We start from the raw sequence: 14,148 nt of genomic DNA, 5'->3' as shown, positions 1-14,148 counted from the left end.
ACGTTGACCGGGTTTGACAGCCCGAATGCATGCGGCGGACAACCGCCGCGATGGCGGCTTTTCTTCGTTTGAGAACGCGCATCTTCTATGGGTGGCGCGAGTGGAGAGGCTTCGGCCTGCCGGGTTCAGCAGCCCCGCCGGATCGAATGCACGCTTGACCGCGAAGAACGCATCGCGCTCCTGCGGCGAGAACTGTACGCACATCGAATTGAGCTTCTCGATGCCGACGCCGTGCTCGCCCGTCACGCTGCCGCCGAATTCCACGCAGCATTCGAGGATTTCCGCGCCGAACTGCTCGGCGCGGTGCAGTTCGTCCGGATCGTTCGCGTTGTACAGGATCAGCGGGTGCATGTTGCCGTCGCCCGCATGGAACACGTTGATGCAGCGCAGCCCGTAGCGCGTTTCGAGCTGCTCGATGCGCGCGAGCAGCGGGCCGATCGCGCGGCGCGGCACGGTGCCGTCCATGCAGTAATAGTCGGGCGAAATACGGCCGGCGGCCGGGAACGCGTTCTTGCGGCCCGACCAGTAGCGCAGTCGCTCGTGTTCGTTGCGCGATACCTGGATGCGCGTCGCGCCATGCTCGCGCAGCACGGCCGTCATCCGCACGATCTCTTCCGCGACTTCTTCCGGCGTGCCGTCCGATTCGCACAGCAGGATCGCCTTCGCGTCGAGGTCGTAGCCCGCGTGCGTGAAGGACTCGACGGCCTGCGTGGCCGGCTTGTCCATCATCTCGAGCCCGGCCGGGATGATCCCCGACGCGATGATCGCCGCGACGGCCTCGCCGCCCTTGACGACGTCGTCGAAGCTCGCCATCACGAGCTGGGCCGTTTGCGGCTTCGGGATCAGCTTCACCGTGACCTCGGTGACGATCGCGAACATCCCTTCGCTACCGATCATCACGGCAAGCAGGTCGAGGCCCGGCATGTCGAGCGCGAGCGAGCCGAACTCGACGATCTCGCCGTCGATCGTCACCGCGCGCACGCGCATCACGTTGTGCACGGTGAGCCCGTATTTCAGGCAGTGGACGCCGCCGGAATTTTCCGCAACGTTGCCGCCGATCGTGCACGCGATCTGCGACGACGGATCGGGCGCGTAATACAGGCCGTACGGCGCGGCGGCCTCCGAGATCGCGAGGTTGCGCACACCGGGCTGCACGGTCGCCGTGCGCGCGTAGGGGTCGACTTCGACGATGCGCGTGAAGCGCGCAAGCGACAGCACGACGCCGAGCGCGATCGGCAACGCGCCGCCCGACAGGCTCGTGCCCGCGCCGCGCGGCACGATCGGCACCTCCATGCGGCGGCAGATCTGCACGATCCGCTGCACCTGCGATTCCGTTTCGGGCAGTGCGACCGCGAGCGGCAGGCGGCGGTACGCGGACAGGCCGTCGCATTCGTACGGCGCCGTGTCTTCGTCGCGGTACAGCAGGCAATGCGTCGGCAGCACGGCCATCAGCGCCTGCACGACTTCGCGCTGGCGCTGCGCGCGTGCCGCGCTCGACAGTTCGACGGGAGCGTTCATTGGGTCTCCTGCAGCAGGCGGCGCGGCGTCGCGCCGCCGTGTCAGCACGTGAAAATCTTGCCCGGATTCATCAGGTTGCGCGGATCGAGCGCGAGCTTGATCGCACGCATCGTATCGATCGCGTTGTCGCCGTGCTCCTTCGGCAGGAAGCGCATCTTGTGCAGCCCGACGCCGTGCTCGCCCGTGCAGGTGCCGCCGAGGCGCAGCGCGCGCTCGACGATCCGGTCGTTGATGTGCTCGGCTTCGGCGATTTCCTCGGGCTTGTCGGGGTCGATCAGGATCGCGACGTGGAAATTGCCGTCGCCGACGTGGCCGACGATCGGGCAGGGCAGCGACGACGCGCGAAGGTCGACCTCGGTTTCCTCGACGCACGCGGCGAGCTGCGAGATCGGCACGCACACGTCGGTCGTCACCGCGCGGCAGCCGGGTTTCAACTGCAGCATCGCGAAATACGCGTTGTGGCGGGCGGCCCAGAGCCGGCTGCGGTCTTCGGGGCGGGTTGCCCATTCGAAGCCCTGGCCGTTGTTCTGGCCGGCGAGCGCCTGCACGAGCTCGGCCTGTTCCTTCACGCCCGCCTCGGTGCCGTGGAATTCGAAGAACAGCGTCGGCGCTTCGGTGAGCGTCAGGTTCGAATGGCGGTTGATCGAGCGCACGGCGAGCGCATCGACGAACTCGACGCGCGCGATCGGCACGCCGATCTGGATCGTCTCGATCACGGTGCGCACCGCGTCGCCCATCGACGGGAACGTGCAGATCGCGGCCGATACGGCTTCGGGCAGCGGATGCAGGCGCAGCGTGATCTCGGTGATCACGCCGAGCGTGCCTTCGGAGCCGACGAACAGGCGCGTGAGGTCGTAGCCGGCCGACGACTTGCGGGCGCGCGAGCCGGTTTTCACCACGCGGCCGTCGGCGAGCACGGCGGTCAGGCCGAGCACGTTCTCGCGCATCGTGCCGTAGCGCACGGCGTTGGTGCCCGACGCGCGCGTTGCGGTCATCCCGCCGATGCTCGCGTCGGCACCCGGGTCGATCGGGAAGAACAGGCCGGTGTCGCGCAGCGCTTCGTTGAGCGCCTTGCGCGTGATGCCCGGCTCGACCGTCACGGTCAGGTCTTCGGCGTTGATCGACAGCACGCGGTTCATTTCCGACAGGTCGAGCGATACGCCGCCGCGCACCGCGAGCAGGTGGCCTTCGAGCGACGAGCCGGCGCCGTAAGGGATCAGCGGGACGCTGTACAACGAGCACAGCGATACGACTTCGCGCACGTCGTCCGCGCTGTGCGCGAACACGACGGCATCGGGCAGTTGCGGGTCGAACGGCGATTCGTCGCGGCCGTGGTGCTCGCGGACGGCGTCGGCGGTCGACACGCGCTCGCCGAAGGTGGCGCGCAGCGCATCGAGCATGGCGGGGGGAAGGGGGCGGCGCGTGGCGGCCGGCGGGGCAGGGTGATTCACGTACGTCTCCTTGTCGATCCGGGTGAGCGCGTTGGCGCCGGCCCGGCTCCCGTGCTGCAGGGTTTCGGGCCATTCTACGCTGTAACGCCCGCTGCGCCTGCCACCGCGGGCTGCGATAATCGCGTTAGAACGCAACCGGGCCGCCTCGCGGCCGCGCACGAGAGGACATTCGTATGGGCAACCGCTTGAGCAAGATCGCCACGCGCACGGGCGACGATGGCACCACCGGCCTCGGCGACGGCCGGCGCATCGGCAAGGACGACACGCGGATCGCCGCGATCGGCGATGTCGACGAACTGAACTCGAACCTCGGCGTGCTGCTCGCCGAAACGCTGCCGGACGATATCCGCACGGCGCTCGTGACGATCCAGCACGACCTGTTCGATCTCGGTGGCGAATTGTGCATTCCCGGCCATACCGTGCTCGACGACACGCATCTCGCGCGTCTCGACCGCTGGCTCGCCGACTACAACGCGACGCTGCCGCCGCTGAAGGAATTCATCCTGCCGGCCGGCTCGCGCGCGGCGTCGCTCGCACACGTGTGCCGGACTGTGTGCCGCCGCGCGGAGCGCTCGATCGTCGCGCTCGGGCGTACCGAGACGCTCAATGATGCGCCGCGGCGCTACGTGAACCGGCTGTCCGACCTGTTGTTCGTGCTGGCGCGCGTGCTGAACCGCGCCGACGGCGGGTCAGATGTGCTGTGGGAGCGCGGCCGCGCCCGCTGACGATTTGCCCCTTTGGCGCACTGCGACAATTTGCCCGGGGGGCATCGATTCTTAAAGATGTATTGTGTGTGCATGTTTAACGGAGAACGAACATGACCCACATCACCGCTGACCAGATGGCTCGCGTGAAGGCCACTGCCCCTGTCCTCGCCGTGCACGGCGCGACGATCACGAAGCACTTCTACCAGCGCATGTTCGCGCGGCATCCGGAACTGAAGAACCTGTTCAACCAGACGCACCAGAAGACGGGCAGCCAGCCGGAAACGCTCGCGAAGGCTGTCTACGCGTATGCGGCGAACATCGACAATCTCGGCGCGCTGGGCGGCGCCGTGACCAAGATCGCGCACAAGCACGCGAGCCTGAACATCCGCCCCGAGCATTACCCGATCGTCGGCGAGAACCTGCTCGCGTCGATCGTCGAAGTGCTGGGCGACGCGGTCGACGCCGATACGCTCGAGGCGTGGCGCGTCGCGTACGGCCAGCTCGCGCAGATCCTGATCGGCGTCGAGGCCGACCTGTACGCGGGCGCTGCGTGGAGCGGGTTCCGTCCGTTCAAGGTCGAGCGCAAGGTGCGCGAAAGCGACGAGATCACGTCGTTCTACCTGATCCCGGCCGACGGCGGCGCGGCGCCGTCGTTCGAGCCCGGCCAGTACATCACGGTGAAGCGCTTCGTCGGCGACCTCGGTGTCGACCAGCCGCGCCAGTACAGCCTGTCCGACGCGCCGCACGGCAAGTGGCTGCGCATCTCGGTGAAGCGTGAAGCCGGCAAGCCGGAAGTCATTCCGGCCGGCAAGGTGTCGACGCTGATGCACGACGGCGTGGAAGAGGGCGCGATCGTCGAGGTGACTGCGCCGATGGGCGAATTCTCGCTGAAGCGTGGGGTCGAGACGCCGGTCGTGCTGATTTCCGGCGGCGTCGGCATCACGCCGATGCTGTCGATGGCGTCGACGCTGATCGCCGAGGGCAGCAAGCGCGAAGTACGGTTCGTCCACGCATGCCGTTCGGGCGCGGTGCACGCGTTCCGCGACTGGCTGAACGATACGGTGCGCGACCATGCGAACGTCAAGCGCACGGTGGTGTACGAACTGGTCGGACCGAACGATCGCGCCGGCATCGACTACGACCTGGAAGGGCGCCTCACGCCGGAACGCGTGCAGCAATACGCGCTGGTGCCGGACGCCGACTACTACATCTGCGGCCCGATCGGGTTCATGAAGGCGCAGCGTGACGCGCTCGTCGCGCTCGGCGTCGCGCCGGAACGCGTGAACACCGAAATCTTCGGTTCGGGCGCGCTCGAGTGATGCACTGGCGGAGGGTCTCCGGACAATGAAAAAGCCCGGCGCGAGCCGGGCTTTTTTGTTGCGTGCATGCGTCAGGCGCGCAGCATCAGCGTCGCGTGATAGCGCCACACTTTCGGATCGGCGCTGACGAGCGGCATGCCTTCATGGAGTGCCTGTGCAACCATCATGCGGTCGAACGCATCGGCATGGTCCGGAAAATCGGGCAACGCGGCGACACCTTCGACGTGATCGCTGCTGATCGGCAACTCCGCAAAACCGGCGAGCCGGAACGCCGAGCGTGCATCGCGCGGATGAACGGACAGATTGCCTTTGCGGTATTTGATCGCGATTTCCCAGATGGACGCGGCGCTCACGTACAGCGTGTTTTCGGGATGCTCGATCAACGCGGCCGCGGTCGCTGACAGTTGAGGCGCGCCTTCGGCCGCCCATAGCGCGATGTGCGTATCGAGCAGCAGCTTCACGGCGCGAGTCCCTGTTCCGAACTGGCGTCGAAGTCGGCGGAGATCGATTCGTCGCCGGCATTGAAGGCCTCGACGGTGGTGGGGATGTTCAGCCCGGCAAGCAACTGACGAGCTGCGCCGATCCGCTTCGGCGCCGCGTAAGGAACGATCCGCGCAACCGGATGTCCGTTTCGGGCGATCACGACTTCGGATTCGCGTCCCAATTCGAGCGCTTCGACGAGGCTTGAGAGCCGCGACTTGGCATCGTGCATGTTGACGGTCGGCATGATCGCTCCCATGGTTAGCTAGACAATGTTAGCTAGTCTAGCAGAGCGAAACGACGACCGCGCGCTGGCCGCATGGCCAACCCGCCGGCAGGCGGGGCCATGCGGCCAGCCTGTTTGCGTCCGTCAGTTGCCGCTGCCGCGCGTGACGCGGCGCGCCTTCACCGATTCCGCGAGGCCTTCGAGCACCTTCACGCTGTCGTCCCATGCGATGCATGCATCGGTGATGCTCTGGCCGTAGGTCAGTTCGCAGCCTTCCTTCAGGTCCTGGCGCCCCTCGACGAGATGCGATTCGATCATCACGCCGACGATGCGGGCGTCGCCGGCCGCGATCTGGCGGCCGATGTCGGCACAGACGGGGATCTGGTTCTCGTGCTTCTTCGAGCTGTTCGCGTGGCTCGCGTCGATCATCAGGCGCGCGGCGAGGCCGGCCTTGCCGATGTCCGCGCATGCTGCGTTCACGCTGTCCGCGTCGTAGTTCGGCGCCTTGCCGCCGCGCAGGATCACGTGGCAGTCCTCGTTGCCCGCCGTCGACACGATCGCCGAATGGCCGCCCTTCGTCACCGACAGGAAATGGTGCGGCTGCGAGGCGGCCTTGATCGCGTCGACCGCGATCTTCACGTTGCCGTCGGTGCCGTTCTTGAAGCCGACCGGGCACGACAGCCCCGACGCGAGCTCGCGGTGCACCTGCGATTCCGTCGTGCGCGCGCCGATCGCGCCCCACGAGATCAGGTCGGCGATGTATTGCGGGCTGATCATGTCGAGGTATTCGGTCGCGGCCGGCAGCCCCATTTCGTTGATCTGCAGCAGCAGCTCGCGCGCGGTGCGCAGCCCTTCATTGATCTTGAAGCTGTTGTCGAGGTGCGGATCGTTGATGAGCCCCTTCCAGCCGACCGTCGTGCGCGGTTTCTCGAAGTACACGCGCATCACGATTTCCAGTTCGCCCTTGAAGCGCTCGCGCTCCTTCACCAGCCGGCCCGCGTATTCGATCGCCGCCTTCGTGTCGTGGATCGAGCACGGCCCGACCACGACGATCAACCGGTCGTCCATCCCGTGCAGGATGCGGTGCATCGACTGGCGCGAGTTGTAGATCAGCTCGGACGCGGCTTCGGAGCACGCGAATTCGCGGATCAGGTGGGCGGGCGGCGTCAGTTCCTTGAGTTCGCGAATGCGGACGTCGTCGGTGTTGTGCGGGGGCATGCTGTTTCTCCTTTGTCGACCGGAGTGAGTGCTTCAGCACTTGCTCCGGTCCCATGCAAAGCTGTTGTGGGCGCCGCCCAATTACTTCGCGTGCGGCAGATTCATCAATTCAAGCGATTCAGTGGTTTCGGTCGGGGCCGCGGGACCGCTGCGGCGGCGACCGGGTGGCGAAGGGCGAAAAAAAACCGCCGGGTTCGCCGGCGGTTTTTTCGGGAATTTCGGTTGCGCTTTACGCGCCATCAACCCTCTCGATCCGCCAGCGGTCTGAGATACCAAAAAAAGTAAAAATAAAACTTGGCGGACATGACGGAGATTCGGTTCGTCAAAAAAGTTGATTCGGAATTTATACCCCGTCGCCGGGCGGCTGGCAACCGGGAAACGTCGAAAATGCGGATATTCCGCGCGTTTTCTTCAAAATGCGCGGATTGTCTGCGCCGCGATGCGGTTATGCCGTACCGCCGACCGTCATCCTGTCGATCCGCAGGGTCGGCTGGCCGACGCCGACCGGCACGCTCTGGCCTTCCTTGCCGCACACGCCGACACCCGAGTCGAGCGACATGTCGTTGCCGATCATGCTCACGTCCTTCAGCGATTCGGGGCCGCTGCCGATCAGCGTCGCGCCCTTCACCGGGTAGGTGATCTTGCCGTTCTCGATCATGTACGCCTCGGACGCCGAGAACACGAACTTGCCGTTCGTGATGTCGACCTGGCCGCCGCCGAAGTTCACCGCGTACAGGCCGTTCTTTACCGACGCGATGATTTCCTGCGGATCCTTGTCGCCGTTCAGCATGTACGTGTTCGTCATGCGCGGCATCGGCAGCGCCGCGTACGACTCGCGGCGCGCGTTGCCCGTGACCGGCATCTTCATCAGGCGTGCGTTCAGCGTGTCCTGGATGTAGCCCTTCAGGATGCCGTCCTCGATCAGCGTCGTGCACTGCGTCGGGTTGCCTTCGTCGTCGATGTTCAGCGAGCCGCGGCGGTTCGGCAGCGTGCCGTCGTCGACGACGGTCACGCCCTTCGCAGCGACCCGCTCGCCGATCCGGCCCGCGAATGCCGACGAGCCCTTGCGGTTGAAGTCGCCTTCGAGACCGTGGCCGATCGCCTCGTGCAGCAGCACGCCCGGCCAGCCCGGCCCGAGCACGACCGTCATCGCGCCGGCCGGCGCGGGGCGTGCGTCGAGGTTCACGAGTGCCGCATGCACGGCGTCGTCGACGTAGCGCGACAGCACGTCGTCGGTGAAGTAGCCGTAGTCGAAGCGGCCGCCGCCGCCGCCGGAGCCGATTTCGCGACGGCCGTTCTGCTCGGCGATCACCGTGACCGACACGCGCACGAGCGGGCGGATGTCGGCTGCGAGCGCGCCGTCGCTGCGCGCGACCAGCACGACGTCGTATTCGCCGGCGAGGCCCGCCATCACCTGCGTGATGCGCGGGTCGCGGCCGCGCGCCATCTGCTCGATACGCTCGAGCAGCTTGACCTTGGCCGTCGCGTCGAGCGACGCGAGCGGATCGGACGGCAGGTACAGGTCGCGGCCCGAGATGCCCTTCAGCGACGTCGCCGCCTTGATCTTTTGGCGGCCGCCGCCGGCTGCCGCGATTGCCTTGGTTGCCGCGGCGGCTTGCGCGATGGCTTCCGGCGACAGGTCGTCGGAATACGCGAACGCGGTGCGGTCGCCCGCGACCGCGCGCACGCCGACACCCTGGTCGATGCTGAAGCTGCCCGATTTGACGATGCCTTCCTCGAGGCTCCACGCTTCGCTGCGGGTCGCCTGGAAGTACAGGTCCGCGTAGTCGACGCGATGCGTGAAGATGTCGGCGATCGTGCGCGTGAGCAGGCTTTCGTCGAGGCCGTACGGCGTGAGCAGGATGTCCTTCGCCAGCGCGAGGTTGCGGATGCCGGGTTCGATGATGTTCATGCGGATATCGGGGTTTCTCAAAAAGTTGTCGGGTGCTTCTGGGCAGATGGGTTGGCCGCGCGGCGTTTCAAGCGGCGCGGCCGGATTCAGGTCAGCACGCGGTGCCGCCACGCGGGCAGGCTCTGGCGCACGTCGGCGATGCGCTGCGGATCGATCGCGCCGAGCACGACGCTTGCGCCCACGTCGCGAACCGCGACGATCTCGCCCCACGGGTCGATCAGCATGCTGTGGCCCCAGGTGCGCCGGCCGTTCTCGTGCTTGCCGCCTTGCGCGGCCGCGAGCACGTAGCACTGGTTCTCGACGGCCCGCGCGCGCAGCAGCGTTTCCCAGTGCGCGCGGCCCGTTGTATACGTAAACGCCGACGGTACGACGATCAGCGCGCAGTCACCCATCCTGCGATACAGCTCCGGAAAGCGGAGATCGTAACAGACCGACAGCCCGACCCGCCCGAACGGCGCGTCGAACGCGACGACCGTATCGCCCGCGCGGATCGTGCGTGCCTCGTCGAACGATTCGTCGCCTTTCTCGAAGTTGAACAGGTGGATCTTGTCGTAGCGCGCGGCTTCGTTGCCGGACGGATCGAACACGAGCGTTGTGTTGAGCACGCGATCGGGCTCCGGCGCCTTCAGCGGCAGCGTGCCGCCGATCACCCAGATGCCGTGGCGACGCGCGGCGTCCGCGAGGAAATGCTGGATCGGGCCGTCCTGGTACGGTTCGGCGAGCGCGAGCTTGTCGGTGTCGCGGTGGCCCATGAAGCAGAAATACTCGGGCAGCAGCACGAGCTGCGCACCTTCGCCGGCGGCTTCCGCGATCAGGCGGCGCGCCTCGGCGAGATTGCGGGCGACGTCCGGCGTGCTCACCATCTGCAGCGCGGCGACCTGGAAGGGCGTGGCGGAACGGGTGTGGTCGGTCATCGCAGGATCGATTGCGTCATAAATGGGGTGCGGCCCGGCACCGTGCGCGGTCCGACGCGCGGCTCAATGGTTCGTCGCATCGGCCGGACCGTGATTCATCTTACCCTGATCGCCCCGCACCCGCTCAATGTGCGGGTGGGCCCACGAGCCAGTGATCGCGTAGTCGAGCGCGAACGCGCGCGACAGCGTCTCCGACAGCGCGTAGTTCGCGGCCAGCACGCCGACGCCGAGCAGCGGGTTGATGACGGCCGCCCCGATCGCGGCTGCGCCCGCGCTGATTTTCGGCGCGACGTGCGCATGCAGGTCCTGCGTCTCGGTGCCGAGATCGACCGCGCCGCGCACGGTGACGTTCGCGGGCCCCGTCATCATCGAAAAGTCGTCGGTGCGGGCGATCCCGTTCGAAATCTGGCCGGTGCCGGTGATCTTGTCGAACGGCAGCCCCTTGCCGATCACGTCGCGGAAGTTCAGCGTCAGGAAGCGCGCGAGGCTCTGCAGGCTCAGCACGCCGAGCAGCTTCGCCGCGCCCGGATCGACCTTCAGTATCTGGCCGTGTTCGAGGTCGAGCGTGATCTGGCCGCCGAGCGACGGGAGGTCGAGCGCGGTCGGGCCGCCGCGCCAGCCGACCTTGCCGGTGACCGAGCCATGGCCATCCGCAAGCGTGCGCGGCAGGCCGACGCGGTCGAGCAGTGCACCCGCGTTGTCGATGTCGAGCTTGAAGTCGAACACGGTGCGGCGCGGCGCATCGCTTTCGTCGGCGCCGCGGGCGAGCGCACGGCGCGACGTGCGCCAGTTGCCGGTCGCCGTCAGCTTCGCGGCCGGGTTCGACAGCTCGAGCTTGTCGAGCTGCCAGACCGGCGTGCCGGCTTCGTCGATGTTGCGCGCGTTGACGACGAGGCGGCCGATGTCGTGGTTGCGCGCGACGACCTGGTCGACGATCAGGTCGATCGACGGCATCGGACGGTCGGTCGGCGTCGGCAGGTTCATCGCGCGGCCGACGAGATCGTGCTGTGCGCTGTCCGGGATCACGAGCTTCGCGAGCCGCGCGTTCAGCACGCCCGCGCCGTTGTGGCCGCCGCCCGGCGCCCACGACAGGTAGCCCGATACCTGGTTCGACGCGATGTTCGCCTGCCAGAGATCGTCGACGTGCGACGCGCCGACGATCACGTTTTCCCAGTTGCGCTTGAGCAGCTTCAGCGTGCCGAAATGGAACGCGAAGCGCTTCGGCGCGAAGCTCGCGAAATCGACGCGCGGCGCGGCCTGTGGCTCCTGCGCGCGCGGTGTGTCGGGCTTCAGCGTATGAGCCAGCGCGAGCCACGCATCGGCGTCCAGTTCGTTGACGTCGACGGCCGCGCTCACGCCGTCCTGCGGCATGTCGGGCATCCGGTGGATGCCCATCGCGCCGCGCACCGCGCGCAGCGGCTGGCCGCGCGTCGCATCGAGCAGGTAGGTCGCGGACACGGGGCCGAGCGTCAGGTCGGCGTGCTCGAGGCGCTTGCCGTCGGCCTGCGGCGCCGGCTGCAGCGTGAAGCTGAACGGCATCGGCGTGCCGGCCGCCTTCGCGAACGGCGCGGGGAAATTCAGCGCGACGCCGGTCAGGTCGGAATGCGCGCTGATGTCGGGCAGGCGGCCCGGCGCGCCGCGCACGGCGACCTTGTACGGTGCGTCGCCGATCACGTGCTCGAGCAGCGCGGCGGCCGGGCCGTGCAGGTTCAGGCCGCGTGCGGCGTCGAGCGCGAGCCGGCCGTCGACGTCCACCGTGTACGGGCCGTGTGACTGGAAGTTGCCGTTCGCGCGCACCGGGCCGCCGAGGAAGCGCCCCGACAGGTCGTGCAGCGACGCGCCGGCCTCGGTGAACCGGACACTGCCGCGCAGCGCCGACAGCGGCGGCACGCCGCTGGTCGTCAGCGTATTGCCGCCGAACGCGAGCGCGCCTTCGACGTGCGTGTGCGGATGCGCGACGTGCTGCGGAATCGTGATCTTGAGCGCGAGCGACGCGGGTCCCTGCGCATCGATCCGCTGGCCGATATGCCCGCTCATCGTGCCGAGCGAGCTGTTGTCCGCGTAGTCGATCAGGTCGGCGAGCGGGCCCTGCGCGTGCCCGTCGATGATGAGCGGCGAGTGGGTCGGGTTGCCGAGATCGTCGATGCGGCCCGCGACCTTCGTCAGCGCGACGCGCTTGTAGTGCGCGCGGTGGATGTCGAAGCGCAGCTTGTTCTGCGCGAGCTCGAACACGCCGTCGATCCCGTCGAGCGCCGGCCAGACGCTCGGGGTGCCGTTCGCGAGCTTGCGCGGCGGGTACGGCGTCGGTTCGAACCGGCCTCCGGTGAACGGCGCGACGATGTGGAACACGCCGGCGTCCGGCTCGTGTTCGAACGGGAATTTCTCGAGCGGGCCGCGGGCGACGATCGACGCGCCCTTGGTCACCTTGCCGTCCTGCAGCGCGTGGCCGAGATAGTCGCGCAGGTGTTCGGACATCCCGGTCGGCAGGTAGCGCGGAATGCGCGCCACCGACGCGCGGGCGAAATCGGCGCGCAGGTCGAGCGTGCCGCGGCCGTGGCCGGGGTTCGTGTACGAGCCGGACACCGCGATTTCGGCATCGGGGTTCGACACGAGCAGGTCGGGCAGCGATACGTCGACGCGCGCGTGTTTCTCGCCGGGCGCGGGCGTGATCGTCCATTTGGCATTGCCGCGCAGCCGGTCGAACGTCAGGCGCGGCTCGTCGAATTCGCCGGGCACCGTGACGGCCGCGTTGACCGTATCGAAATGCGCGGAGCCGCCCGTCTCGTTCGCATCGACGCGGCCCCACAGGTTCTCGACACCCGGCCAGCCGGCGCGCGGGTGGCCGCGCGGAGACAAGCCCGGCGGCGGCTCCTGCGCGGCGAAGCTGATGCCCTGGAGATCGCCGAGGAAACGGTAGCGGACGATCGGCGCGGCGCCCGTGCGCCGCTCCTCGTCGGCGAGGTCCGCGTGCGCGGGCTTCGCGCGCTCGACCTCGATGTGATAGTTCGACACCATCCCGCGCGGGTCGATCTTGATCAGCTCGTTGCGCAGGCGTGCCGGCAGCGGCAGCCCGCGAATGAACTCGCTGAGGATGCCTAGATCGACGCGGTCGCCGACGACGCTCAACAACTGCCCCTGGCTCACGGTCGGCACGCGGTAGCGGGCCGTCAGCGTCGACAGCGCGAGCGAACGGGCGAGCGGCGTGCCGTCCGGCAGCGGCGGCTGGCCGAGCTCCGCGTTGAAGCGCGTCAGGTGCAGCGTGTAGTCGTGGCCGGCGTCGAGCTGCATGTCCCAGCCGAAGCCGACCGTCGGCACGTCGAGCCGCGGCTGCGTCGGGCGCACGCGCAGCGCGACGTCGGCGCCCTGCAGGTCGCCGCCCGCCGAACGCAGGTGGCCGTCGCTGAAGGTCGCCCAGATCGCGTTGTCGATCCGGCCCGCGTGGATCGTGAGCGGCATGTCGAGGTAGCGCGCCAGCGTCTGCAGGTCGACCGGGCCCGTCGACAGGTACGCGTCGCCCGTCCAGTTCGACGGCTTGCCGACCGGCGCGAGCGGCTTGTGCGTGAAGCGCGCGCGAAAATCGAGCGGGCCGAGCAGCAGCGTGCCGTTCGCGGGCGCCTGCAGCGCGACCTTGTGCACGCGGCCGTCGTTGAGCACCGCGAGCCGGATGCCCGACAGCACGAGCTCCGGCGCATCATGCTGCGCGTCGCGCCAGCGCAGCGTGCCGCCGCGCAGCACGATTGCCTGCTGTTTCAGCAACCACGTGCCGAACGTGTCGTTGCCGCCGTGGGTGGTTGCCACGCCGACGCCCGCGACGCTCAGCGAGCCGTCGGCCGCTCGCGCGACCACCAGATCGGGCTGGTCGACGATCAGGCTCGACAGTGCGGGCGACAGCCGCAACAGCGACATCCACGACAGCGCGGCCGTCGCGTGCGGTACCGACAGCGCGACCTTGCCGTCGCGGCCGCGGATCGTCAGGTTCGTGAGTTCGACGCCCGGCTGCATGCCGGACCAGTTCGGGGAAAGCTTGCCGATCGAAAGCTGCGCGTGGAGCTTGTCGGACACCGCGCGCTCGATGCGCGGGCGGAATTCGTCGATGCGGGGCAGCAGTACGTAGCGCAGCCCGAGGAACGCGCCGGACGCGACGAAGTAGGTGCCGATCCCGACTGCCAGCGTCACCCTGAACACGCGACGCAGGACCGGATGATCGTGCTTCGGAGGTCCCGCTTCGGGCGCAGCTACGGCGGATTCCTGACGGTCGGACATGCGGCGGACGGGCGGCGATATGGTAGTTTTGCAGACTGACGTTGAAATGTATCACACGGGTTCGTGCCGGCGGCCGTTGCGGCAGCGCGGCAGCGCGGCACGGGCTTTCCGGCGCGCGGTTTCGCGACGGGCGCACCCGA

10 protein-coding genes are annotated in these 14,148 nt (G+C 68.0%); 2 read left to right on the top strand and 8 right to left on the bottom strand.

What is annotated here, in order from left to right; all coding sequences use genetic code 11:
* Together G3O06_RS41870 and G3O06_RS41865 are read right to left on the bottom strand one after the other, a co-directional pair.
* The coding region (locus G3O06_RS41870; RefSeq protein WP_241020509.1) for an FAD-linked oxidase C-terminal domain-containing protein at nt 1–1,518 on the bottom strand (1,518 nt) is incomplete at its 3' end.
* A gap of 41 nt (nt 1,519–1,559) precedes the next feature.
* On the bottom strand, nt 1,560–2,969 hold the full coding sequence (locus G3O06_RS41865; protein ID WP_174985148.1) for an FAD-linked oxidase C-terminal domain-containing protein: 1,410 nt from the start codon (nt 2,967–2,969) through the stop codon (nt 1,560–1,562).
* A 173-nt stretch (nt 2,970–3,142) separates the two neighbouring features.
* Between G3O06_RS41865 and G3O06_RS41860 the strand changes: the two genes are divergently transcribed.
* Nucleotides 3,143–3,694 (top strand): cob(I)yrinic acid a,c-diamide adenosyltransferase, encoded by a 552-nt coding sequence (locus G3O06_RS41860; protein WP_174913408.1) that lies wholly within the window; start codon nt 3,143–3,145, stop codon nt 3,692–3,694.
* A 92-nt stretch (nt 3,695–3,786) separates the two neighbouring features.
* Nucleotides 3,787–4,995 (top strand): NO-inducible flavohemoprotein, encoded by a 1,209-nt coding sequence (gene hmpA / locus G3O06_RS41855; protein WP_174913405.1) that lies wholly within the window; start codon nt 3,787–3,789, stop codon nt 4,993–4,995.
* Nucleotides 4,996–5,066: 71 nt separating this feature from the next.
* Here hmpA and G3O06_RS41850 read toward each other — a convergent pair whose 3' ends face one another.
* The 6 genes from G3O06_RS41850 to G3O06_RS41825 form a co-directional block, all read right to left on the bottom strand.
* Nucleotides 5,067–5,456 carry a type II toxin-antitoxin system VapC family toxin gene (locus G3O06_RS41850; RefSeq protein WP_174968367.1) on the bottom strand — a complete coding sequence of 130 codons (390 nt, stop codon included), beginning with the start codon at nt 5,454–5,456 and terminating at the stop codon, nt 5,067–5,069.
* Nucleotides 5,453–5,722 (bottom strand): type II toxin-antitoxin system Phd/YefM family antitoxin, encoded by a 270-nt coding sequence (locus G3O06_RS41845; RefSeq protein WP_174913399.1) that lies wholly within the window; start codon nt 5,720–5,722, stop codon nt 5,453–5,455. The genes G3O06_RS41850 and G3O06_RS41845 overlap by 4 nt, the downstream gene beginning before the upstream one ends.
* A 123-nt stretch (nt 5,723–5,845) precedes the next feature.
* A complete protein-coding gene (gene aroG / locus G3O06_RS41840; RefSeq protein WP_046544980.1) occupies nt 5,846–6,919 on the bottom strand; it encodes a 3-deoxy-7-phosphoheptulonate synthase AroG in 1,074 nt (357 codons plus the stop codon).
* Nucleotides 6,920–7,364: 445 nt separating this feature from the next.
* Nucleotides 7,365–8,831 carry a metalloprotease TldD gene (tldD, locus tag G3O06_RS41835; RefSeq protein ID WP_174913396.1) on the bottom strand — a complete coding sequence of 489 codons (1,467 nt, stop codon included), beginning with the start codon at nt 8,829–8,831 and terminating at the stop codon, nt 7,365–7,367.
* 86 nt (nt 8,832–8,917) lie between these two features.
* On the bottom strand, nt 8,918–9,745 hold the full coding sequence (locus G3O06_RS41830) for a carbon-nitrogen hydrolase family protein (RefSeq protein ID WP_046544982.1): 828 nt from the start codon (nt 9,743–9,745) through the stop codon (nt 8,918–8,920).
* A gap of 63 nt (nt 9,746–9,808) precedes the next feature.
* Nucleotides 9,809–14,008 (bottom strand): YhdP family protein, encoded by a 4,200-nt coding sequence (locus G3O06_RS41825; protein WP_205819584.1) that lies wholly within the window; start codon nt 14,006–14,008, stop codon nt 9,809–9,811.
* Nucleotides 14,009–14,148 lie beyond the last annotated feature (140 nt).

The sequence above is a fragment of the Burkholderia sp. Ac-20345 genome (assembly GCF_017104825.1).
Lineage (GTDB): Bacteria > Pseudomonadota > Gammaproteobacteria > Burkholderiales > Burkholderiaceae > Burkholderia > Burkholderia lata_B.
This window is presented reverse-complemented; position numbering and strand designations above follow the sequence as displayed.

Bases quoted from the DNA above. Each gene is read 5' to 3' on its own strand.
- G3O06_RS41860 (WP_174913408.1), top strand. From the start codon at position 3,143: ATGGGCAACCGCTTGAGCAAGATCGCCACGCGCACGGGCGACGATGGC.
- hmpA (WP_174913405.1), top strand. From the start codon at position 3,787: ATGACCCACATCACCGCTGACCAGATGGCTCGCGTGAAGGCCACTGCC.
- G3O06_RS41845 (WP_174913399.1), bottom strand. From the start codon at position 5,722: ATGCCGACCGTCAACATGCACGATGCCAAGTCGCGGCTCTCAAGCCTC.
- aroG (WP_046544980.1), bottom strand. From the start codon at position 6,919: ATGCCCCCGCACAACACCGACGACGTCCGCATTCGCGAACTCAAGGAA.
- tldD (WP_174913396.1), bottom strand. From the start codon at position 8,831: ATGAACATCATCGAACCCGGCATCCGCAACCTCGCGCTGGCGAAGGAC.
- G3O06_RS41830 (WP_046544982.1), bottom strand. From the start codon at position 9,745: ATGACCGACCACACCCGTTCCGCCACGCCCTTCCAGGTCGCCGCGCTG.
- G3O06_RS41825 (WP_205819584.1), bottom strand. From the start codon at position 14,008: ATGTCCGACCGTCAGGAATCCGCCGTAGCTGCGCCCGAAGCGGGACCT.